This is a genomic window from Pseudogracilibacillus sp. ICA-222130 (assembly GCF_037892545.1).
In the GTDB taxonomy this organism is placed as follows: domain Bacteria; phylum Bacillota; class Bacilli; order Bacillales; family Amphibacillaceae; genus Pseudogracilibacillus.
In genome coordinates this window covers 17,311-41,010 of sequence record NZ_JBBKBG010000009.1, presented here as the reverse complement: position 1 = coordinate 41,010, position 23,700 = coordinate 17,311, and the positions used below count along the sequence as shown (strand labels likewise).

General features: G+C 34.2%; 26 protein-coding genes. 18 read left to right on the top strand and 8 right to left on the bottom strand.

What is annotated here, in order from left to right; translation table 11 throughout:
- Positions 1-195: 195 nt before the first annotated feature.
- From WKT09_RS05965 to yidC, 15 genes are all read left to right on the top strand, one after another.
- A complete protein-coding gene (locus WKT09_RS05965; RefSeq protein WP_340415157.1) occupies positions 196-1,392 on the top strand; it encodes a quaternary amine ABC transporter ATP-binding protein in 1,197 nt (398 codons plus the stop codon).
- Positions 1,385-2,239, top strand: a complete 855-nt coding sequence (locus WKT09_RS05960; RefSeq protein WP_340415156.1) for an ABC transporter permease — start codon at positions 1,385-1,387, stop codon at positions 2,237-2,239. Before WKT09_RS05965 ends, WKT09_RS05960 begins: the two co-directional genes overlap by 8 nt.
- Before the next feature lie 69 nt (positions 2,240-2,308).
- A complete protein-coding gene (locus WKT09_RS05955; protein ID WP_340415155.1) occupies positions 2,309-3,241 on the top strand; it encodes a glycine betaine ABC transporter substrate-binding protein in 933 nt (310 codons plus the stop codon).
- A 70-nt stretch (positions 3,242-3,311) separates the two neighbouring features.
- Positions 3,312-4,223 carry a glycine betaine ABC transporter substrate-binding protein gene (locus tag WKT09_RS05950; protein WP_340415154.1) on the top strand — a complete coding sequence of 304 codons (912 nt, stop codon included), beginning with the start codon at positions 3,312-3,314 and terminating at the stop codon, positions 4,221-4,223.
- A 50-nt stretch (positions 4,224-4,273) separates the two neighbouring features.
- Positions 4,274-5,167, top strand: coding sequence for a glycine betaine ABC transporter substrate-binding protein (locus WKT09_RS05945; RefSeq protein WP_340415153.1), 894 nt, complete (start codon positions 4,274-4,276; stop codon positions 5,165-5,167).
- A gap of 249 nt (positions 5,168-5,416) precedes the next feature.
- Entirely contained in the window at positions 5,417-6,196 is a 780-nt protein-coding gene (pdaA, locus tag WKT09_RS05940; RefSeq protein WP_340415152.1) for a delta-lactam-biosynthetic de-N-acetylase, read from the top strand.
- A 69-nt stretch (positions 6,197-6,265) separates the two neighbouring features.
- Positions 6,266-7,849 (top strand): acyl-CoA synthetase MbcS, encoded by a 1,584-nt coding sequence (gene mbcS, locus WKT09_RS05935; protein ID WP_340415151.1) that lies wholly within the window; start codon positions 6,266-6,268, stop codon positions 7,847-7,849.
- A 199-nt stretch (positions 7,850-8,048) separates the two neighbouring features.
- Positions 8,049-10,187 (top strand): ATP-dependent Clp protease ATP-binding subunit, encoded by a 2,139-nt coding sequence (locus WKT09_RS05930; RefSeq protein WP_340415150.1) that lies wholly within the window; start codon positions 8,049-8,051, stop codon positions 10,185-10,187.
- A 56-nt stretch (positions 10,188-10,243) separates the two neighbouring features.
- On the top strand, positions 10,244-10,423 hold the full coding sequence (locus WKT09_RS05925; RefSeq protein WP_340415149.1) for a hypothetical protein: 180 nt from the start codon (positions 10,244-10,246) through the stop codon (positions 10,421-10,423).
- 253 nt (positions 10,424-10,676) lie between these two features.
- Positions 10,677-11,282, top strand: a complete 606-nt coding sequence (locus WKT09_RS05920) for an SPFH domain-containing protein (protein ID WP_340415148.1) — start codon at positions 10,677-10,679, stop codon at positions 11,280-11,282.
- A 97-nt stretch (positions 11,283-11,379) separates the two neighbouring features.
- A complete protein-coding gene (locus tag WKT09_RS05915) occupies positions 11,380-11,742 on the top strand; it encodes a GntR family transcriptional regulator (RefSeq protein ID WP_340415147.1) in 363 nt (120 codons plus the stop codon).
- A 1-nt stretch (position 11,743) separates the two neighbouring features.
- Positions 11,744-12,601 (top strand): ABC transporter ATP-binding protein, encoded by an 858-nt coding sequence (locus WKT09_RS05910; protein WP_340415146.1) that lies wholly within the window; start codon positions 11,744-11,746, stop codon positions 12,599-12,601.
- Between the two features lie 3 nt (positions 12,602-12,604).
- The gene (locus WKT09_RS05905) at positions 12,605-13,321 is read left to right on the top strand and encodes a hypothetical protein (RefSeq protein ID WP_340415145.1); all 717 of its coding nucleotides are present in this window, start codon (positions 12,605-12,607) and stop codon (positions 13,319-13,321) included.
- A gap of 85 nt (positions 13,322-13,406) precedes the next feature.
- On the top strand, positions 13,407-13,772 hold the full coding sequence (locus tag WKT09_RS05900) for a hypothetical protein (RefSeq protein WP_340415144.1): 366 nt from the start codon (positions 13,407-13,409) through the stop codon (positions 13,770-13,772).
- Positions 13,727-14,536 (top strand): membrane protein insertase YidC, encoded by an 810-nt coding sequence (gene yidC, locus WKT09_RS05895; protein WP_340415143.1) that lies wholly within the window; start codon positions 13,727-13,729, stop codon positions 14,534-14,536. The genes WKT09_RS05900 and yidC overlap by 46 nt, the downstream gene beginning before the upstream one ends.
- A 218-nt stretch (positions 14,537-14,754) precedes the next feature.
- Here yidC and WKT09_RS05890 read toward each other — a convergent pair whose 3' ends face one another.
- From WKT09_RS05890 to WKT09_RS05860, 7 genes are all read right to left on the bottom strand, one after another.
- A complete protein-coding gene (locus WKT09_RS05890) occupies positions 14,755-15,528 on the bottom strand; it encodes an ABC transporter permease (RefSeq protein WP_340415142.1) in 774 nt (257 codons plus the stop codon).
- Positions 15,495-16,424 (bottom strand): ABC transporter ATP-binding protein, encoded by a 930-nt coding sequence (locus WKT09_RS05885; RefSeq protein ID WP_340415141.1) that lies wholly within the window; start codon positions 16,422-16,424, stop codon positions 15,495-15,497. The genes WKT09_RS05890 and WKT09_RS05885 overlap by 34 nt, the downstream gene beginning before the upstream one ends.
- Positions 16,424-16,615, bottom strand: a complete 192-nt coding sequence (locus WKT09_RS05880; RefSeq protein WP_340415140.1) for a PLD nuclease N-terminal domain-containing protein — start codon at positions 16,613-16,615, stop codon at positions 16,424-16,426. The genes WKT09_RS05885 and WKT09_RS05880 overlap by 1 nt, the downstream gene beginning before the upstream one ends.
- A 13-nt stretch (positions 16,616-16,628) precedes the next feature.
- Positions 16,629-17,729: a DUF1648 domain-containing protein gene (locus tag WKT09_RS05875; protein ID WP_340415139.1), complete on the bottom strand. Its 1,101-nt coding sequence runs from the start codon at positions 17,727-17,729 to the stop codon at positions 16,629-16,631.
- A 5-nt stretch (positions 17,730-17,734) separates the two neighbouring features.
- Positions 17,735-18,115: a GntR family transcriptional regulator gene (locus WKT09_RS05870; RefSeq protein ID WP_340415138.1), complete on the bottom strand. Its 381-nt coding sequence runs from the start codon at positions 18,113-18,115 to the stop codon at positions 17,735-17,737.
- Between the two features lie 126 nt (positions 18,116-18,241).
- The gene (locus WKT09_RS05865) at positions 18,242-18,799 is read right to left on the bottom strand and encodes a GNAT family N-acetyltransferase (RefSeq protein ID WP_340415137.1); all 558 of its coding nucleotides are present in this window, start codon (positions 18,797-18,799) and stop codon (positions 18,242-18,244) included.
- 577 nt (positions 18,800-19,376) lie between these two features.
- Positions 19,377-20,270: a TIGR01777 family oxidoreductase gene (locus tag WKT09_RS05860; protein WP_340415136.1), complete on the bottom strand. Its 894-nt coding sequence runs from the start codon at positions 20,268-20,270 to the stop codon at positions 19,377-19,379.
- Positions 20,271-20,354: 84 nt separating this feature from the next.
- Here WKT09_RS05860 and recX point away from each other — a divergent pair, with 84 nt between their 5' ends.
- Together recX and WKT09_RS05850 are read left to right on the top strand one after the other, a co-directional pair.
- Positions 20,355-21,158 carry a recombination regulator RecX gene (gene recX / locus WKT09_RS05855; protein ID WP_340415135.1) on the top strand — a complete coding sequence of 268 codons (804 nt, stop codon included), beginning with the start codon at positions 20,355-20,357 and terminating at the stop codon, positions 21,156-21,158.
- Positions 21,159-21,181: 23 nt separating this feature from the next.
- Positions 21,182-21,517: a YfhH family protein gene (locus WKT09_RS05850; RefSeq protein ID WP_340415134.1), complete on the top strand. Its 336-nt coding sequence runs from the start codon at positions 21,182-21,184 to the stop codon at positions 21,515-21,517.
- Positions 21,518-21,547: 30 nt separating this feature from the next.
- On the opposite strand, the gene WKT09_RS05845 is transcribed toward WKT09_RS05850, so the two are convergent.
- Positions 21,548-22,534 (bottom strand): metal-dependent hydrolase, encoded by a 987-nt coding sequence (locus WKT09_RS05845; protein ID WP_340415133.1) that lies wholly within the window; start codon positions 22,532-22,534, stop codon positions 21,548-21,550.
- A gap of 70 nt (positions 22,535-22,604) precedes the next feature.
- On the opposite strand from WKT09_RS05845, the gene mutY reads away from it, so the two are divergent.
- Positions 22,605-23,669: an A/G-specific adenine glycosylase gene (gene mutY, locus WKT09_RS05840; protein WP_340415132.1), complete on the top strand. Its 1,065-nt coding sequence runs from the start codon at positions 22,605-22,607 to the stop codon at positions 23,667-23,669.
- Positions 23,670-23,700 lie beyond the last annotated feature (31 nt).

Genomic DNA, 23,700 nt, shown 5'->3' with positions numbered 1-23,700 from the left:
TTATTGAGCATATTCGAGCAAATGTCAGTAATCATATAGAAAATTAAGATGAATCATAATAAATCGCTTGTTTAACAAATAAATGAATGTCAATGCAATTTGAAATAAGGTATAGAAGAATGTTAACGTTAATAAGTGATGTTCATTTTTAAAGCTTGAAAATGGATCATCAAATATAGGTTGAGGTGAAAATGTGTGCCAGTAATAGAAGTAGAAGGACTAACAAAAGTATTTGGTAAAAATACAAAAGAAGCATTGAAATTAGTAGATGAAGGTGCTTCTAAAGAAGAGGTTTTAAACAAAACCGGTTGTACGGTTGCGGTAAACAATGCAACATTCTCTGTAGAACAAGGGGAATTTTTCGTTATTATGGGTTTATCAGGTAGTGGTAAATCAACATTAATTAGATTAATTAATCGATTAATTGAACCGACAAAGGGTATCATTAAAGTTGATGGGAAAGATATTTCTAACTTAGATAAAAAGTCTTTACGTGAAGTAAGACGTAAAAAAATGAGTATGGTTTTCCAACGTTTTGCCTTATTCCCGCATCGTACTGTATTAGAAAATGTAGAATTTGGTTTAGAAATTCAGAAAATGGATAAGGCAAAACGAAAAGAAATTGCTTTAAAATCTTTAGAATTAGTAGGATTAGAGGATTATGCGAATCAATATCCTGGCCAACTTTCAGGTGGGATGCAACAACGTGTTGGTTTAGCTAGAGGATTAACGAATGATCCTGAAGTTTTATTAATGGATGAGGCATTCTCTGCTCTGGACCCATTAATTCGTAAAGATATGCAAGATGAAATGGTCGATTTACAAGCGAAAATGCAGAAAACTATTTTATTTATTACGCATGACCTTGATGAAGCATTACGATTAGGCGATCGAATTGCATTAATGCGAGATGGTGAAATAGTTCAAATTGGAACGCCGGAAGAAATTTTAACAAATCCAGCGAACGATTATGTAGAAAAGTTTGTGGAAGATGTGGACCGTTCGAAAGTTTTAACGGCAGGACATATTATGAAACGACCTGAAACGGTGAATATTGACCGTCATGGACCACGTGTTGCTTTAGAAAGAATGCGTGCCGAAGGAATTTCTAGTATTTTAGTTGTCGATAAAGACCGTCGTTTACAAGGGTATGTAACGGCAGATGACGCATTAAAGGCTAGAAAAGAAGAAATAACGGATTTAAACGAAATATTACGTACAGATATTACTGAAGTAGATATCGAAACACCGATGAATGAAATCTTTAATATGATTTATGATACTCCAATTCCATTAGCAGTTATTAAAGATGGAAAATTAGCTGGTGTACTCGTGCGAGGTGCTGTTATAGCTGGACTAGCTAATGAAGGGAGTGTGAATGGAAATGAATAATTTACTTCTTGGACAATTATTTAATAAGATTCCTATTGCAGAAAAAACAGAACTAGCTACAGAATGGATTACTGAGAAGTTTTCTTTCTTATTCACGCCGATAAAAGAACATTTTGGTAGTTTTATGGAGTGGACAGCCGAAATGTTAAATACGGTGCCACCGATTGCAATGATTATTATCGTAGCAATTTTAGCATTTTTTATATCTGGAAAACGCTTTGGATTAGCTATATTTTCCATTATAGGATTATTAATTATTGAAAACCAAGGCTATTGGGTACATTTAATGGATACTTTTTCATTAGTGTTAATCGCTAGTTTGTTATCGATTATTATTGGTGTGCCAGTTGGTATACTAATGGCAAAGAGTAAAATTGCCGAAACCATCATTACGCCCATTCTTGACTTTATGCAGACAATGCCAGCTTTCGTATACTTGATTCCAGCAGTAGCATTCTTCGGAATTGGAATGGTTCCAGGTGTGTTTGCATCATTAATTTTTGCGACACCACCGACAGTACGTTTTACGAATTTAGGAATTAGACAAGTTTCAGAAGAATTAGTAGAAGCTTCAGATGCATTTGGAAGTACAGGGGCACAGAAGTTATTTAAAGTCGAACTTCCGATGGCGAAAGCGACGATTATGGCTGGGATTAACCAGACGGTAATGCTAGCATTATCTATGGTTGTTATTGCCTCCATGATTGGTGCGCCAGGATTAGGACGAGAAGTGTTATCTGCCTTACAACGTGCTCAAGTTGGTACAGGTTTTGTTGCGGGTATCGGTATCGTTATTTTAGCAATCATTATTGATCGCTTTACACAAAATATGAACAAACAAAAGTAAATTGTGGTTATCTTTTCAAGTATGAAAAGTTTCCAAATATATATTACGTTAAAGGGGAGTATTCATCTTATGTTGACAAAACTTAAGAAAATTGGTTTAGTTTCTGGTTTATCAGCAACATTGTTATTAGCTGCTTGTGGCGGTGGTAACGATAATAACGCTGGAAACAACAATGATGGTGCAGCAAATAGTAATAATGCTGGCGCTAATTATGGAGAAGAAATGAATTATCAAATTACTGGTATTGAGCCTGGTGCAGGTGTTTTCAAAGCATCTGAACAAGCAATTGAAGATTATGAATTAGAAGGTTGGGAAGTACAAGCATCTTCAAGTGGTGCGATGGCTACCGCATTAGGAGAAGCAATTAAAAATGAAGAACCGATCGTTGTTACTGGTTGGTCACCACACTGGAAGTTTGCTAAATATGATTTAAAATATTTAGAAGATCCTAAAGGTACTTTTGGTGATGCAGAAACAATTAATACGATGGTTCGTGAAGATTTAGAAGATGATATGCCTGAAGCATATGCACTATTAGATAACTTCAACTGGACTCCAGATGATTTAGAGGAAGTTATGTTAAAAATTTCAGAAGGTGCAGACCCGAAAGAAGCAGCAGAAGAGTGGATCGGTGACAACGAAGATAAAGTAGAAGCTTGGACAGACGGTATCGATGAAGTAGACGGAGGTAGTATTGAATTAGTGTACGTTGAATGGGATACAGAAGTAGCTTCAACAAATGTCGTTGGATCCATATTAGAAGATTTAGGATATGATGTTACAGTTACTCCGCTTGATAATGCTGTAATGTGGGAAGCTGTTGCATCAGGTGAAGCGGATGGAATGGTTGCGGCTTGGTTACCAGGAACACATGGTGATTTGTTCGCTGAATATGAAGATAAGTTAGTGGATTTAGGTCCGAACTTAGAAGGAGCTAAAATTGGTTTAGTAGTACCAGCATATATGGACATTGATTCTATTGAAGATTTAGATACGAAATAAACGGAATAAGAGGCTGTATTTTATATATATATAGCCTCTTTTTTTTATATAAAAAATGGGAGTGCTTACATTGAAAAAAATATTTAAGAAAGGTTTCATTACTTTAGGAGTAACGAGTGCATTATTAATTGCCGGATGTAGTAGTTCGAATAATGATGCAACAAATAATGATGGGAATACAAATTATAGCGAGGCGGTCGATTATACCATTATTGGCATTGAACCTGGAGCAGGAATTTCTGTTACAACAGAAAAAGCGATTGAAGAATATGAGCAATTGGCGGGTTGGGAAGTGGAATTATCTTCCACAGCTGCAATGATGTCCGAATTGGATAGTGCATATAAAAATGAGGAACCAATTATTGTGACTGGTTGGAATCCACATTGGATGTTCGCGAAATATCCTGATTTAAAATATCTAGAGGACCCTCTTGATATTTATGGTGGAGAAGAAGGAATTAATACATTAACACGTATCGGTTTTGAAGAAGAGTACCCACAAGCTTATAAATTTTTATCACAATTTAAATGGGACGTAGAAGATATGGAAGAAATTATGTATGAAGCGGAAGAAACAGGGGATGAAGTAGAAGATGTGGCAGTACGTTGGGTAGAAGAGAATGAAGATAAAGTTTCTAGCTGGATCGATGGAGTAGATGGGGAAGGAGAATCCATTGAACTTGTCTCCACACCATGGGATTCAGAAAGAGCTTCATCAGGAGTTGTAAAAGAAGCAATGGAACAAGTAGGGTTTGAAGTGAAAGTTACTCCTGTAGATGTTGCGGTCGTTTATGAATCATTAGCAAATGGAGATGCGGATGCCACAGTTGCAGCATGGTTACCTTTAACACATAGAGAATTCTTTGAAAAACATGAAGATAAACTGGTTGACCTAGGCGCGAATTTAACAGGAGCGAAAATCGGTCTTTCTGTTCCTGAATATATGGATATCGATTCAATTGAAGATTTAGAGGCAAAGTAAGTAATAGTGCGATTTTTTCAATAATCCATTTAAACAAGAAGGTGTAAACGATGCATAACTGGAGAAAGCTTAGTTTCGTCATATGGAGCATATTATTGTGCTTATTTTTATTTGGATGTTCGAATGAAGAAGCAAATGATGCGTCATTAAGTGAAGCATTGGATTATACGATTACTGGAATTGAAGCGGGTGCAGGTATTTCTAATAAAACAGAATTAGCGATAGAGGAATACGACAGCTTAGCAGGATGGGATGTAGAATTTTCTTCGACAGCAGCAATGATGGCTGCATTAGAAAGTGCCTATAAAAACGAAGAGCCAATTATTATCACAGGATGGAATCCTCATTGGATGTTTGTAAAATATGATGACTTGATTTATTTAGATGATCCTCTCGGTATTTATGGGGAGGAAGAAGATATTCATACATTAACTCGTGTAGGACTAGAGGAAGAAAAGCCAGAAGCTTTCGCATTTTTTCAACAGTTTGCATGGGATATAGAAGATATGGAAACAATTTTATATGAAGCAGAAGAAACAGGCGAAGAAGTGGAAGTAGTAGCGGAAAAATGGGTAGAGGATCATGAAGAAAAAGTTTCGAAATGGATTGAAGGTGTTGATGGTACGGGAATAGAAATTGAATTAGCATCTAATCCATGGGACTCAGAACGTGCTTCTGCTGGAGTTGCAAAAGCAGCAATGGAACAAGTCGGTTTTAAAGTGAATGTAACACCATTAGATTCAGCAGTTTTATTTGAATCGATCGCAAATGGGGATGCAGATGCAACGGTAGGTGTTTGGTTGCCAGTGACGACAAAAGAGTATTACGATAAACATGAAGACAATTTAGTCGATTTAGGTCCTAATTTATCTGGTGCGAAAATCGGTCTTGCCGTTCCAAGTTATATGGGCATAAACTCCATTGAAGATTTAGACGCAAAATAAGCTTTGCAGCCTCCTTCCATCAAAAAAATGGTCATGATACATTCATTATGAATGTTAAATCAATGAGAATGAAATAAATAGAATGTAGTAGAGAAATGAGTCTCCTTAAGGTAAACAGATAAAACATAAAGTCTGTGCTACTTTAAGGGGGCTTTTTCGTTATAATTATGAAAAGTATAGGGGAAGTAAATTTTTCCAAGTATATTTTCATCCTACTATGCCAAATTAATGAAAAAAGGAGAAAATGTGATGAAACGCTTTTTATCTATTTTCATGATCATGATGGCAGTTAGTTTCTTTCAACCAACGAATGATGTTGCTGCTTATGGCTGGGGATTTAAACAAAGTAAAGAAGGAAAACCTCCAGAGTTTGGCATATACGAAAAAATCATTGATAAATATCGCACATTGCATATAGGAAATACAGATGAAAAAGAAATTTATTTTACGTTTGACCAAGGTTATGAAGCAGGTTATACCGAAAAAGTATTAGATGTATTAAAAAAATATGATGTTCCAGCGACATTTTTCGTCACAGGTCATTATGTAAAAGAAGAGCCTGAATTAATCAAACGTATGGTAAAAGATGGTCACCATATTGGGAACCATTCATACCACCACAAAGATTTTACGAAAATATCGAAAGATGAGATGTATGAAGATATTGAGAAGTTGGATAAAGCGGTAGAAAAAATTACTGGTGAAAAGCAATCAGTTTACTTGCGACCGCCAAAAGGAACATTTAATGAAAAATCTTTAAAATGGGCAGAAGAAAAAGGATATATACATGTATTCTGGTCGTTAGCATACAAAGATTGGGAACGCGATAAAACACAAGGGTGGAAACATAGTTATGATAAAATGATGCAACAAGTTCATCCAGGAGCGATTGTTTTATTGCATACGGTATCAAAGGATAATGCAGAAGCGTTAGAACATGTAATTAAAACATTACAAAAAGATGGCTATACATTTAAAGATTTAGACGATCTAATGATCCATCAATTCATTGATACGACATTGTTTTAGATAAATGAATATTCAAATAACTCCTTTATTTTGTTATACTAAATAATATAAAGATAAAGGAGTGGTAACATGAACAGAGATGATTTAATTGCTCCAGATAATTATAACATCATGATGGATATCGAAAGACATCCGGCAAATAAATTAGCACTTATTTATAAAGAGGAAAATGGTACGAGGAAAGAAATTACGTATGGCAAATTAATTGAGAATGTAAATCGAATAGCAAACGTATTAGTGGAGAAAGGGTTACAAAAAGGCGATAAATTACTCGTTATGGTACCTAGGATTATCGAAGCTTATGAGACATATTTAGCTGCATTAAAAACAGGAATTATTATTATCCCAAGTTCAGAAATGTTAACGACAGCCGATTTACAATATCGAGTGACACATGGAGAGGTAAAAGGGGTTGTCAGTTATTTTCCATTTGCAGAGGCCTATAAGGGGATTAAGCAATATGATGAATTATTAAAATTCTCCATTGGAAACAGTATCGAAGGTTGGCATTTTTTAGATGCTTTAAAAGAGGAAGCAAGTCCAAAGTATGACATGGAACATACATCTAAGGAGGATATTGCATTTTTACCTTATACTTCTGGAACAACCGGTAATCCAAAAGGTGTTGTCCATACACATGCATGGGGATATGCACATTTACGAACAGTCGCCGAAAATTGGTTAGCGATTGAAAAGGATGATATCGTTTGGGCAACAGCTGCTCCAGGATGGCAAAAATGGGTTTGGAGCCCATTGATGTCTGTATTAGGTTCTGGAGCAACAGGATTTGTATATAATGGAAAATTTAATGCGGAAAAATATATGACACTGTTAGAAAAGGAAAAAATTAATGTATTATGTTGTACGCCCACTGAATATCGTATGATGGCAAAATTAGATCAATTATCTACTTATAATTTAAACCATTTACATAGTGCAGTTTCTGCAGGGGAGCCATTAAATCGCGAAGTAATTGATACATTTCAACAGACTTTTAATTTGTCTGTACGTGATGGATATGGACAAACTGAAAATACACTTTTGCTAGGTATTATGAAGGAAATGGAAGTGAAACCTGGTTCGATGGGGAAACCAACACCTGGTAATGAGGTAGAAATAATTAATGACGCAGGAACAATTGTAGACGTTGGAGAAGTCGGTGATATTGCTGTTAAATTAAATAGTCCAGCATTGTTTAAACAATATTATAAAGATGAAGAAAGAACGTCTATTGCCAAACGCGGAGATTTCTATGTTACGGGCGATCGCGCCAAAAAAGATGAAGATGGATATTTTTGGTTTGAAGGCCGGGATGATGATATTATTGTAAGTTCTGGCTATACAATCGGACCATTTGAAGTAGAAGATGTGCTCGTAAGGCACCCGGCTGTTCAGGAATGTGCTGTTGTTGGAACACCAGATGAAATACGGGGCCAATTGGTAAAAGCTTTTATTGTATTACGGCATGAGGTTGCAGATGAAGTTTCATTAATTGATGAATTAAAAACTTTTTGCAAAAAAGAAACTGCACCATATAAATATCCTAGAAAAATTGAATTTATAACGGAATTACCAAAAACAGTGTCAGGAAAAATCCGTCGAGTAGAACTGAGAGAATTAGAAAAAGCAAGATATAATGAACAAAATGGATAATTAAAATAGAGATGAAACAGCGTCGATCAAATATATTCGACGTTGTTTTATTTATTTTTAAAAAAATAAGAAAAAAGACTTGAAAGTCAAAGAAGGTCAGTGTATAATAAAATCATAGTCAAAGATAGTCAAAGTCAAAATGACGAAAGACAAACTTGGCGAATAACATCATATTATATATTAAAGGAGGAACTATAATATGAAATGTCAACAGTGTGGAATTAATCGTGCAAATGTAAATATGGCAATGCAATTCAATAATGAGAAGATGCAATTACATTTATGTAATGAATGTTTTAACAAAGTACAAAATCAAATGTCAGATATGAGTAACTTTATGCAAGGAGATGGATTTTTTGATCAAGGATTTTTCCAGCAAAATATGGGAGGATTTAACCAAGGTCAAAGCCGAACGAAAACAAAACAGAAACAAGGCGGCGGTCGTGATGGTTTATTAGATCAATTAGGTAATAATGTAACAGACGATGCGAGAAACAATCGAATTGATCCAGTTATCGGCCGTGATATAGAAGTAAAACGTGTTATAGAAACTTTAAACCGCCGAAACAAAAACAATCCTGTTTTAATTGGGGAACCTGGTGTTGGTAAAACAGCAATCGCGGAAGGGTTAGCATTAAAAATTGTAGAAGGAAATGTCCCTTCCAAATTAATGAACAAAGAAGTATATGTATTAGATGTTGCTTCATTAGTTGCAAATACAGGAATCCGTGGACAATTTGAAGAAAGAATGCAGCAATTAATCCAAGAGTTAAAAGACCGTCCAGAAGTTATTTTATTTATCGATGAGCTTCATTTATTAGTCGGTGCTGGAATGACAGAAGGATCTCAAATGGATGCAGGGAATATTTTAAAACCTGCCTTAGCTCGTGGAGAGTTACAAATTATTGGTGCAACAACATTAAAAGAGTATCGTCAAATTGAAAAGGATGCTGCATTAGAGCGTCGTTTCCAACCAATTATTGTAAAAGAGCCTTCATTAGAAGAAGCGGTACAAATTTTACAAGGAATTAAATCACGTTACGAACAGTTCCATGGTGTCACATATAGTGACGAAGTGGTGGATGCGTTCGTACAATTATCAAACCGTTACATTCAAGACCGCTTTTTACCAGATAAAGCAATTGATTTAATGGATGAAGTTGGTGCGAGACTGAACCTTGCGAACGCGGATAAAGATTCTGACTCTATTGAACAACAATTAGAAAAGATAACGAAAGAAAAAGAAGCAGCTGCAGAACAAGAAGATTATGAACGTGCAGCGAACCTACGTTACCAAGAAATCCAATTACAAAAACAGCTAGACAAAGCAAATGAAGCTGATACAGAAGTTCGTGCTGCGGTAAAAGTAGAAGATATAGAACAAATAATTGAGGAAAAAACAGGTGTCCCTGTGACAAAATTGCAGACAGATGAACGGGAAAAAATGAAAAACTTCGCCGAACATTTACGCGCAAAAGTGATTGGACAAGATGAGGCAGTGGATCATATTGCTAAAGCAATCCGCCGTAGTCGTGCAGGGTTAAAATCAAAATATCGTCCAATAGGATCATTTTTATTCGTCGGACCAACTGGTGTTGGGAAAACTGAATTATCAAAAGTATTAGCAGAGGAAATGTTTGGTACAAGAGATGCGTTAGTTCGTCTCGATATGAGTGAGTATATGGAAAAACATACAGTATCAAAATTAATTGGTTCTCCTCCAGGATATGTAGGTCATGAAGAGGCAGGACAATTAACAGAAAAGGTACGACGCCAACCATATTCAATCATCTTATTAGACGAAATTGAAAAAGCACACCCAGACGTACAAAATATGTTCCTACAAATTATGGAAGATGGTCATTTAACAGACTCACATGGTAGAACAGTGAGTTTTAAAGACACAGTTATAATTATGACGAGCAATGCTGGTTCACAGGTTAAAGAAGTAAATGTCGGTTTTGAAAAAGAAAACAACGTAATTTCTTCTTTTGAAAACTTATCAGATTACTTTAAGCCTGAATTCTTGAACCGTTTCGATGCAATTGTTACATTCAATGAGCTAGAAGAAGAACATTTATTACACATTTTCGATTTAATGCTTACAGAATTAGAAAACACAATTGAAAATAGTGATATTTCTATCCATATAACAGATGAGGCGAAAACTCATTTAGTCAAATTAGGATATGACCCTCGTTTTGGTGCCAGACCATTACGTCGTGTTATCCAAAATGAAATTGAAGATAGATTAACGGACTTAATCTTAGAAGATGAAACAATAAAAGAAGTTCAAGTTGTATTAGAAGATGAAGAAATCGTCATGAAAAAAGCATAATGAGCTGAAGCGGTGCTATCATTGATAGCACCGCTTTTTTTATGTAAACTAGGTAGTTGCAAGAATACAGTGTGAAGTTGCAAGAATATGGGCCGAAGTTGCAAGAATACAGTGCAAAGTTGCAAGAATATGGGCCGAAGTTGCAAGAATCCAGTGTGAAGTTGCAAGAATCCAGTGCAAAGTTGCAAAAATACAGAGCGAAGTTGCAAGAATCCCACCCAAAGTTGCAAGAATAAAGTGCGAAGTTGCAAGAATATAGGTTGAGGTTGCAAGAATGCAGTGCAAAGTTGCAAGAATATAGTGCGAAGTTGCAAGAACCCAACATCAAACCTGCAATAACCCAAGCCACAAATCGCAAGAATTCAGTCGAAAACCATAACCACCTCCTCCACAAAAAAGGAATATTTCAAAAAAACTCAAATAATTTATATTAAAATGTTCAAAATTGGCAAAACTAGAAGAAATGGCTTTTGGAGAGGAAGAATTTTTATGATTGAAAAAGAAGCATGGTCATTGAATGGTATTTTAGGAATGATCATAATCGGGATCCTTACAATATGTGCGGTACTTAGCTTCTTGCATCATCATTATGTAGTTGCATTACTATTATTTATTATAACTCTTTTCTTTTTAACGAGTTTTACATTTGTATATCCGAATGAAGCGAAATTAATTACATTTTATCATGGATATGTAGGGACGATTCGTAAACATGGGTTCATTTTTACCATTCCGCTTACTAAAAAAAGAACGATTTCACTCAGAAATGAGTCGATCCATTTAAAAGATATTACCATTTATGGAACAGACAATGAAACATGGACGGTTCATCTTTACATCCAGTATAAAGTCGTAGATACGGCGAAGGCATTGTATGAAGTGGAAAATTATCATGCCTATATGAAGGAACAGAGTGTAGCCGCTATAAAAATTTTAATGACTACCCAACTTAGCGATGGAACAAAAAATCAATTTGAAAAAAACTTACCACAAACTATGAAAAATCTTTTGCAGGAGGAAATACAACAAAGAGTAGATCGAATCGGGATCGAAGTGATAGAGGCAAATATAACGAATATTAAAAAAGACGGATAATTTCCGTCTTTTTTTGTGGAATCGTATTGACAAATTACTTGATTGGTTATATGGTTAGTTATATAACTAACTAACCTATAAAAAAGGTGGTGCACAGATGAAAAGGGAATTAGATGACCAACGACCAATCTATATACAAATTAAAGAATTTTTAGAGGATGCAATATTAAAAGGATCGATTGCGATTGGTGAAAAAGCTCCATCAACAAATGAATTAGCAAAGTTTTATCAAATAAATCCAGCAACAGCAAGACAAGGGATGAATGAACTTGTGCAGGAAAATATATTAAAGAAGCAAAGAGGTGTTGGGATGTTTGTCACAGAAGATGCAATCCAAATTATTCGAGAGAAAAGATTACAAGAGTTTTATGACCATTTTATTTTACCCTTACAAGAAGAGGCGAAAAAATTAAATATAACGAATGAACAATTAGTAAAAATGTTAAAGGAGGAGAAGTAATATGCAATTGAAAGTGGAACATTTAACAAAAACTTATAAAAAGACCGATGCATTAAAAAATGTATCATTTACATTAAATGGACCAAAAATTTATGGACTGCTCGGTCGAAATGGTGCAGGGAAGACAACTTTTATGGATATATTAGCAGGATTACAACTACCAACCTCTGGAACAGTAAAAGTAGATGGAGAGATTCCTTTTAATAATCGTTCGATAACGAAAAATATTTGTATGATTAAAGAAGGCGATAATTTTCAAAAAGAAATGAAAGTGAAAGATATTTTTAAAACGTGCTCTATTCTTTATGACTATTGGGACGAACAATTGGTACATGACCTAGTGAAACTTTATAAACTTCCAATTAAAAAACGATTAAAAACATATTCAAAAGGAATGAGTTCGGCAGTTGGCATAATTGTTGGTTTAGCTAGTAATGCCCCGATTACGATTTTTGATGAACCATATATTGGACTTGATGCGGCTGGACGGAAGAGGTTTTACAATATTTTATTAGAGCAATATGAAAAAAATGAAAGAATGATTATCTTTTCGACACATTTAATTGATGAAGTAAGTTTGTTATTTGAGGAAGTATTAATTTTGCAAGAAGGAGAGTTAATGCTTCATGAACAAGCAGAAACATTACGCAATAGTGCCTTCGTTATTACAGGTGATGTAGAGGAAGTGAAACATTTCATTGCTAATAAACATGTAATGGAAACGAAGCAAATTGCGAACATGATGACGGCCTCCATTTATGGAAATAAAGAAGAAGCAATAAAAGCGGGATTCCGTGTGGAAGGAATTCCGATCCAAGATTTAATGATTTATCTAACTGATACAGAGAAAGGAGCATAACAAATGATACAGGAAATGAAAGGTACCATGCATATGATATATACGAATTATAAAATATCATTACTAACATTTTGGGCTATTTTAATAGGAATTGTCATTCTATCAGTGGGATCAACGTATTTATTGCAATCGAGTATGACTGAGTTGACCTTATCAGCACCGATGTATTTTTACACACCAATTGTTGCTGGAATGGTTGTGACAGGGGTCATACCATTTATGATCAAATTAGGAGTGACAAGATTTCCGATTTTCTTATCATTAGGTATTTTCTTATTCGTAACTTCCATTTTGAACGCAATAGTCATTCAGCTAATCCAAGCAATATTGAAAATGTTCTTTGATATGAATGGTAGAGCATTAGTATTGAGTAATGGTTCTAGTGAATTTACGATCAATCATATTGCAGATTTACTACCGAATTCGACCTTTGCAACGGAAATGATCGTAGATATTTCGATTACGATGTTATTAAGTATGGTTGTATTTTTTATATCGTTAATTTTTTATCGATATGGGAAATTAATCGGCTTCTCATTTATGGGGATCATTGGCGTGCTATTTGTCTTAGATATGAGTAATGAAGGGGCAGTATTTCAATTATTGGAATATATCGTATTACACTTTGAATTTAATTATTTTTATTATATGTTCGGACTTAGTATCATTGTTTATCTTGTAAGCTATATATTTATGCATCGAATGACGATTAAAAAGTAAAGCGATTATTGTACGTGTATACAATGTTTGGTAAAATTTAATTATAATGTAATATACAACGTGAAAATGAAGGGGGTGAGTAAGATTGTTTATAGATATATTCCATCATATTTTTGTTGATGTTTCCATGGTTTATTTTTATGTAGGATTATTGTTGATTACATTAGGGATTGCATATGTTAGTCAATTCGTTTTCAAACATATGTTGACAAAAGCGTATGAATTTCAAAGTGATCACCAACATGTAAAAGTAAATCTAGCACACATAGAAAAACCGATCATAACGAATGGATCGTTTATGGATTGGTTTGTGATGAGATATAAAAGAATGACTGAAAAAGACGATAAAGAAGATGACGTTCACTCTTATTTTAATCAGCATATTAAAATAAGAGGAGGACAATTATGTCTACAAACAACTTACTCACACTTTTTAAAAAAGTTAGTTTAAGTTTCATCATTATTTTTTCACTATTCACATTATCGGGATGTGCAATGAGTCTTGATCCAATAGATAGTCAAGCAACCGGGATGTTCGATCATTATTTTATTTATCCATTTTCATTGCTCATAAAAATGGTCGCAAGTTGGTTTCACGGTCACTATGGGGTGGCAATTATTTTAATTACGATAGTGATTCGCATTATATTAATGCCATTTTTCATAAAGCAATCCGTGAATAACCAAGAATCCCAAAGTAAAATGAAATTAATGAAACCAGAGATGGATGAGATTCAGGCGAAATATAAAGGAAAAAATAATCAAAACGATCCATTACAATTACAAAAAGAACTAGGCGAGCTTTATGAAAAATATGATTTTCATCCATTTAAAATGATGACTGGTTGTTTACCACTTTTGTTACAAATGCCGTTTTTAATAGGTTTCTATTATGCAATTAGACGAACACCTGAAATCGCAGAACAATCATTTCTTTGGTTTAATTTAGGAGAAACGGATATTTTATTTGTGCTCATTGCAATGGCAATTTATTTTGTCCAAGCGAGAGTTGGTCTAATTGGGTTAGAAGATGCACAGCGTAAACAAATGATGTTATTCAGCTATATGTCTCCAATAATGATAGGGATTATTTCTTTTACTTTACCTGCTGCATTACCATTATATTGGGCAGTAAGTGGATTGTTTGTGATTATCCAAACATTGATAATTAAGAAGATTGTATTACAAAGAAAACAAAATGAATTAGCTATTTAAATTTACACAAAAAGTGACATGAAACATGCTCAATGTTTTATGTCACTTTTTTGAAATTACGTTATCATATTACATAGTTTGTAAGAATAGACAACTTGGATTAGGGTTACATATTGTACAGCAACTTCTCCAAAAGCAAGGTGGAGAAGTGACTGCACATATATATGATGATATTTTTGTGTTAACTTTACTATTTTATAAAAAAAATAAAATTTAGTTCACACCATTTCCGATCTTTTAAAGAGAATGATCGAAGCGATAACGAGCATAATTACTGCACATAATGTTATCGCAGATGTTCCTATTAGCTCTGTATGGACTTGTTTGTCCTCGATAAATGTACCGAGATGGTTCGCCATTTGGTTTGGCAACATAGTCAATTTATGTCCGTAAACAGTCTTTATAGTACTCAAAACCATAATCGTAAAAATTGTGCATCCAAGCACAGCGCCCGGCGATCGAATAAAACTATTATAAAAAATAGAAATCGATAACACGAACAGTAACCATATACTATAAAAACCAATCACACCAATCATAGTAGAGATGTTCAATGTCGTAAATAAAATGGATATATAATACATACTAAAAGCTAATCCAATCGTTAACGCACCGATAAGAAGCAATGCATTTGCAGCCCATTTGGATGTAATGAAATGATTCGTACGAATTGGTTTAGCTAACATCATTTCCATTGTCCCTGATTTACGCTCTCCAGCAATCGTTCCCATCGTCATAAAACCGACTAATAACGTACCGAACATGCCAAGCTGTTCTAAACTAAGCATTACTACATCTTCCGCACGCATCTCAGGTATTTCAAAGATAGTTCCTTCTGGGACACCACCAGTATGTTCTAATATTTCTGGTAAATAATAATACGTAATCGGGTCCATAATCGTTAATAAAATAAAGACGAGTGGTACCCAAACTAATTTTTTATTATGCCAATTTTCGCTTAACTCTTTTTTAAATAATGCGATCCACTGCATGATTGCACCACCTTCATAAACATATCTTCCAACGATGCTTCATTTATAGCAAAATGGTGAAGTGGCCAATGTTCTGCCATACTTTTTTCTAAAATTTCCCGACGAGCATCCTCGATATCTGTCACTGAGACATGCATCATCGAACGACTTTTACTAATATCGATGACAGAAGGCAATGCCCGAAGATGCTGTTCATATACCTCATTGTTTTCGGTAAATTGAATATCAATGATTGCAGTTTCATATTTTTTTCGTAATGTGGCCATGTTTCCAGATTCAACAATTTTCCCTTGATGCATTAAAATTAGTTCATCACTCACTTCATCTGCATCATTTAATATATGCGTAGAAAATAAAATCGTCATTTCTTTTTTCAATTGCTCCATCAATGTTAAAACGTCACGACGCCCAATAGGATCTAGTGCAGAAACAGGTTCATCCAGTAATAGTAGGAAAGGTTTATGAATGATTGCTTGAGCAATACCTAATCTTTGCTTCATACCACCAGAATAAGCACCAATTCGTTTATTTCGTGCATCGTATATATCGACTTGTTTTAGAACTTCATCAATTCGCTCTTTTGCCAATTCTTTAGAAAGTTCATGAATGTTGGCACAATATGTTAAAAATTGTATGCCAGTCATCCACGGATAAAATGTCGGTTCTTGTGGCAAATAGCCGATATATTTTCGAATATCTGCCTCTTTTTGATCTGTCTTTATGAATGTTCCGTTCGTTCGTTTTATGGCACCAGTTAACATGCGCAATGTCGTCGTTTTACCGGCACCATTCGGACCGATAAGGGCGATACAACGATTTTGTTCTAATGTAAAAGAGACGTCATCTACAACCGTTGTTTTTCCATACGTCTTTGTTAAATTTTTGATTTGAAACATTAATCATATTCCTTTCTACCAAAAATAAAGTAGGCGATCGGACCAATTGTACTAATAAAAATGATGATGAGAACCCAAATAAACTTAGGTCCATTTGTTTGTTCCATTTTTCGTATATCTAATAATGCAACAACCATTAAAACTACTTGTAAAATAAGTAGTGGTGCAATAAGACTCCAATTAATATCCATTATATTTTCCTCCTTAAAGATTTGTTAATAGTAAAGGTATACCAATAGCTGTACCAATAATTAATAACAACAATATCCATGAAATCGGATGTGCCCAATTATTCGTCCACCCAACTCCAAAACGTTTTTCAATAAAAATGGAAGGGTCATTTTTATTGAAATAAAATTGTCCTAACTTCCAATGTTCATCTTCATCACGGTCTATCATACGATCATCTATTTGGTCATCATCAATCTTAATTCGACTACCTCCTTGCCCAGTTCGAATCGATAAGACAATTGACCCAATTAAAATGATGGCGATAATGACGAGTATTATTGGTGTTTCATATTTTTGAAATATAGGATGAATAAACGTTAATTGAATAAATGAAAACATTAGTACCATTAAAACACATGAAATAAATAAAAAGCGCGACCACTTTTTTCGGTATAATTGGTTTTGTATTTTTGATACCTTAGGATTTGCTGCGTGAATTTGTTGTTTTGCTTTTTTAATGATGATATTAATTAAGAAAAACAAACCAATCATAAACAGTTGCATTCCAGGCATCAGTAGAACATTAAATGGTGTTTTGGGATCATAGCGAACTTCTCCATTAACATTTGTATGCATTGGAAGTTCATTTGGCATTTTATCGTACATGAAAAATGTATATAAGATTGTTCCGATTGTTATAACAAGTGGAATGAGGTAAAACCAATTAGATAATACATTTCTCTCATGATGAAAGGAAGTATCGATAACAGTTCGCTGTTTTTTCTCTACTGTCCAATTTTCCTTCGCTTTAATAGCTTTCACTTTTTTATGAAATTGTAGATATACAAAAAAGGAGAGGATAATAAATAGTAATGTATTTATGGTAAATCCGATATGTTGCACCGTTTCTTCAAAGAAAATGTGTAAACATATTTGTAACAATCCTATGATGAATCCTAGTAAAATGGTGTAAAAAGTATATGATTTTCTAATTTGTTTTAAATCTGTCCGCTTATAAATTTTGTATGGAATGGTTACACCAAATTGCTCCGTTTTCCTCGTTATATATGGAAGAATACTGAAAATAAATACGATGATTAAGAGCATACTTATATAAAAAAACGCTGTTATCATATTATTCACCTACCTAATTCATCAAAAATAGTTGTCATCATTGCAAATAATTCCTTTTGATCGATTTCTTTACATAATGCTTCAGCAATTAAAGGTTTTAATGTTTCATGTAACTGCTTTTTATATATTTCATCTGCCTTTTCGGGTCCGTCGGGATGGACGACAACACCACGTTGACGATGAATTAATAAAAAGCCATCCTGTTTTAATTGTTGATAAGCTTTATTCACAGTATGTAAATTAATTCCAATATCACTCGCTAAAGCCCGGACAGAAGGAAGGCGTTCACCAGGCGTGAGTTCTTTTTTTGCAATGCCGATGATGATTTCATTTTTTAATTGTTCATAAATAGGTACCTCTGATTCAAAATCTAATGAAATGTACATGTCATCACCTTCTTGTTTGTGTGTTATATATATTATATAACAAGAATATAACTGTGTAAATAAAAAATCGTGAACCAAAAGATTATTTGTGTAAATTCACAAGTTTCTTTTAGTTCACGATTTTGTTTAAGAAACGACTTCCGCTTCTTCTCTCTCCCCGACTTGAGCAAATTGAACGTACGATGAATAATTTTCTTTGGTGATTACAAATAGGTCATACACTTCCTCTTCTTTATTGATATTGTTATAAACATCAGGATATAAAGTGTTCGCATATTGTACATAGTTTAGTTTTGCAATCGCTCGTAAGGAGCGTGCATTCGATTTACGAATTTTAATAAAGATGGTTTCAATAGTTGATAGGAAAAATAATTCTTCGAAAAAAGCTTCTTTCGCAAGCTTATTATATCCTTTTCCAAAATAAGGTTTACCAATCCATGTAGCTAAAAAGCCACTATTATTTTCAATATCATATAGATTGATCGTGCCGATTGGCTGTTCGAATTCATCAATGATTGTTCGCGATATTAATGTCCCAAAATCTTCTTGTTCTAATAACTGTTTTGTTAAAAAATAAAATTCATCGCTCGTTTTAGCTTTATGTCGGACGTACGGATATACGTCAGGGTGAGAAGATAACTCAAATAATACAGGTACTTCGTGTAACTCACGTTTCTTTAGCATCTGTATGCACCCTCCTTCATGATAAGATTGTTACAAAAGTGACAGATGTATCTACCATCATTTAGGCATAGGAAGGGTGCATGCATAAGGAAAAGTTTCGGTGGCACCCAACGAATTTAAGTGATAGTAGCTACATAAATTCGGGGTAGGAATCGAACCTACTAGAACCAGTAAACTGGTGGCGCACCATTTGCCTTCCCTTATGTCATTATTTTTTTGTTAATTCATTTTAACACGGAAAAGGGAGAAAAGGGAAGCATTTTTTTGTCAAAAAAACGTAAAAATATTAGGACATGGAACGTTGATATATCAAGGTTTACAGGAGGATTTTATGTGTAGTAAGTTTACGAAAAAAATGCATGTAGAAAGGGGGTTTCTTACGGACCGTTTTATTACGTGGAAATAAGCAATTATAAAGAGGTTGAGACAAAATGAGGGCAGAAATTAGAAGTATGTTTGTATGATGGACAGTTGCTAACCTAACCATTTCTTGCACCGCACGAAGCGATCAAGTGTGTTTTAGATATCTATGTTTGATTTGTCCCAACCTCTTATAATTATATGGGGAGATTCTTTTTTATTTTTGATAAATATTTTCTAACGCATCTATAATATGTTCGTAATGGAAAATAAAATCTTGTTGCAACGCTTTTTTTGGTAATACATATTGCCCTTCTGTAATTAATTGGCCCATTTCTCCAACAACCTTACCTATAATTGGGGTTGGAATGGTGAATAAATTAGGGCGTTTTAATATAGAAGCTAAGCTAGCTGTAAATTCTTTATTACGAACCGGATGTGGTGCAGTAATATTAACCGCTCCCGTCATTGTGTCATTTTTCAAAATGAAATAAAGTAAATTGACACAATCATTAATATGAATCCATGACAACCATTGTTCTCCTGAACCAATCGTACCACCGACACCTAATTTTATAGGTAGAGCCATTTGTGGTAAAGCACCTTCATACTTGTCGAGCACAACTCCAAATCTAGCATATACGGTACGAACTCCTAAATCTTCTGCAACTTTAGCAGCACGTTCCCATTTGCTCGTTACTTCTCCAAGGAAGTCACCGCTAGGTCTTTTCGTATATTCTGTAAAAATAGTATCTTCAGCAGTACCATAAAATCCAATTGCAGAACCAGATATAAACACTTCCGGCTTTTCCTTCATTTGCATTAACATATTTGTTAATTTCTCTGTTACCGCTATTCTACTAGCGACAATTTTCTCTTTCTTTTCTTCCGTCCAAAAACCGAATAAAGATTCGCCAGCTAAATTAATCACTGCATGAATAAAAGGTAATTTTTTCATCGAATAACGGAAACTTATATATGAAATATGTTCTGTATCTTTATGTTTTTTAGGGTGACGTGTTAAAACATACACATGATGCCCTTCAGTTACTAAACGTTGTATGAAATGAGACCCGATAAAACCTGTCCCACCAGTCATTAATATATTCAATTTTTTAACCTACTTTCTAAAATATTAAATGATCGAACATTATCCTCTATACATGTTAGAATAAAGAGAGAGGTGAGTCAATCATTGAGCAAAATAACGAAGATAACTACTCAAAAAAAATCGACGAATCGCTATAATATATTTATAAATGAAGCTTATGCATTTAGTGTAGATGAAGATACGTTAATAAAAGAACATTTACATAAAGGCCAACTATTAACAGAAGAAGATATAAGTCGTATTCAACAAACGGAAACGAGGCAACAAGCCTATTTATTAGGGGTGAATTATATAAGTTATCGCATGCGTTCTTGTAAAGAATTATATCATTATTTACAAAAAAAGGAAGTCGATCCTGTCATGATTGATAGGACGATGGAGCGGTTAATACATGAGAAACTATTAGACGATGAAATGTTTGCCAATGCTTTTGTGAAAGACCGTATTTTATTAACATCAAAAGGCCCGAACGTCATTAAAAAAGAGTTAATGGAAAAAGGTGTTAGTCCTTCGATTATTGAAAAAGTGCTACAACAATATACACGAGAAATACAATTTAAGAAAGTGTATAAATTTGCGGAAAAAGAATTTCGCAAAAAGAGTAAACATCCATACAAAAAAAGAAAAGAACAAATTACACTAACATTATTGCGAAAAGGTTTTTCGAATGATGTCATTGTCGATGCGATAGCCGAAATTCCTGTTGAAATGGACGATGAAATAGAAAATGAAAAGTTGGCAAAACAAGGAGAAAAATTGTACCGAAAACTAGAGAAAAAATATGAAGGTTATGAATTGAAAGAACGTCTTAAGGCATCCCTTTACCAAAAAGGTTTCCCGATGGAACGAATCCATAAATTTGTAGAAAATAAATGTGATTGTATGTAAGATACAATAGAGGAGATGAAAAAATGAGTATTCGTTATAGTGATTATACAGTGGAACAATTAAGAACAGAATTAGGACAACTAGTGGAGGAAAGACAAAAGGCAGAACAGCTAGGAGAAGTAAATAAGGTAGCCATTTTAGAGCGTAAAATTCAAATTGTTACATCTTACACGTTAGATCCAGATTCATTTCATGCTGGGGATACCCATCAATTAGTAGGAGATCCTGGATATAAATTTAAAATTAATTTTATAAATGGCATTATGGCATGGGGACATCGTATCAATTTATTAGGGGAAATACATGAGCTCGAAGAAGCATTGCCAATTTCATTATTAGGAGATGTCGTAAAACAATAAAAGAGCTGAGACAACTTGTCTCAGCTTGTTTTATGTTACATTATCTCCAAATAATAATTTACGTTGTAGTTTTTGTTCGGAGAAAATCCAACCAGTATAAGAGTTTGTAATTTGATCATCCTTATCTATTTGTGCAACTGCAACAAATGGATAATATCCTTTTGCACGATATCGTAAATCGATGAAGCGGACCTCTGTGAAACGGTCATTTTCAACGATTTCCCAACGGTATACAGGTGAGAAGGAAAGGAAAGCAGAAATATTTTTATCTGCTATGGCGATATTAATCATTTTTGTATCCGGAAGTGGGACACGTTCAAATTCATCAATTAATTGAATATGGCCATTATTTACGGTTCCGACATAAAAACGATTTTTTGTCGTAATTGCCACGCGCCAATCATTTTGTTTCATCGTTGGCGAAGTAGCAATATATTCTGTATCTGGGAAATATTCATGAATTTTTCGTACAATATTACGTTTATCCAAATATCTTTTTACATAATATAATGCGATGACAATGTAAACGACAATAAATGTTTGTGCTGGATTTGCCCCTAATGCCCATGCAATGATTCCAGCAACATGTAGAAAGAAAATATACGAATCAAACGTATTGATGAACCCAAGGGCAATCCATTTTCTTCTGAATGGTCGCAATGCTTGGGTTCCATATGCATTGAATATATCGACAAATACATGAATGATCACAGCAAAAAACGTCCATAACCATAAATGTAAAAAACTAACTTCTGGTACAAAAATATAAATGATCGAGGAGATTAAAATTCCCCAAAAAATCACCGCTGGAATGGAATGGGTAATCCCTCGGTGATTTCGTATATATACAGCATTATTTCTAAGTTTTAAGATGGTATCAAAGTCAGGTGCTTGAGAACCGACAACAGTACCGACTAATACAGCGTTAAAAAGTGTAGGGTCATTCGCAACGATAGGATCGATTGTTGCTAATCCACCGAGTGCAATTCCCATAACAACGTGGGTTCCAGTATCCATAATCGTGGAAACCCTCCTTTAAATTAGTATGTTTATTCATATTATAATTGTACCATAAGGATGTGAGATTTTGACGGAAAAAACATTACATAATTTTGACAAAAATTCTTTTCAAAAGCGCTTGATTAAATGGTTTGATGAAAACAAACGGGATTTGCCTTGGCGTGAAACGAGAGATCCGTATAAAATTTGGATTTCAGAAATTATGTTGCAACAAACAAAGGTCGATACGGTAATAGATTATTATAACCGGTTTATTGATACATATCCAACCATCTTTCATTTGGCGAAAGCAGACGAACAATCGGTATTAAAAATGTGGGAAGGACTCGGGTATTATTCACGTGCAAGAAACCTTCATACTGCAGCAAAAGAAGTAGTAAATGAACATGACGGTATCATGCCACAAACACCAGAAGGACTCGGAAAATTGAAAGGGATTGGTCCGTATACAAAAGGGGCAATTTCATCTATTGCATATGGTGACCCAGAACCAGCAGTAGATGGAAATGTCATGCGTGTTCTATCTAGAGTCCTTGCGATAAAGGATAATATTAGTGAGCCACGGACGAGAAAAAAATTTGAAGCAATTGTACGAGAAATCATTTCACAAGAAAATCCATCGTATTTTAATCAAGGTTTAATGGAATTAGGTGCCCTTATTTGTACACCGACATCTCCGAGCTGTTTGCATTGTCCTGTACGTGAAAACTGTCGAGCATTTGAACTAGGCATACAAACTGATTTACCAATTAAATTAAAAAAGAAAAAACAGAAGCAAATTGCCTATTATACGTTTATTATTCGTGATCAAGCAGGAAATATTGCGATTGAACAACGGCCAAATGAAGGGTTACTAGCAAATATGTGGCAATTTCCTATGATAGAAAAAGAACTACTTACCATCGATTCGATTGAAAATATGGTCGAAAAAAATTTAAAAATGAAGGTGACAATAAACCGACAGTTAGAAAATATAACACATATTTTTAGTCATATAAAATGGGATTTATTCGTTTATGATATGACAGTTCATACATTTTTAGAACCTTCGACATTCCAATTTGTAAAAAAAGAAGCATTAGATAGTTATCCAATTTCTGTTTCCCATTTAAAAATTAAGCAATATATTTGATGAAAATTCGGATATTTTTTGGTGAATTGGG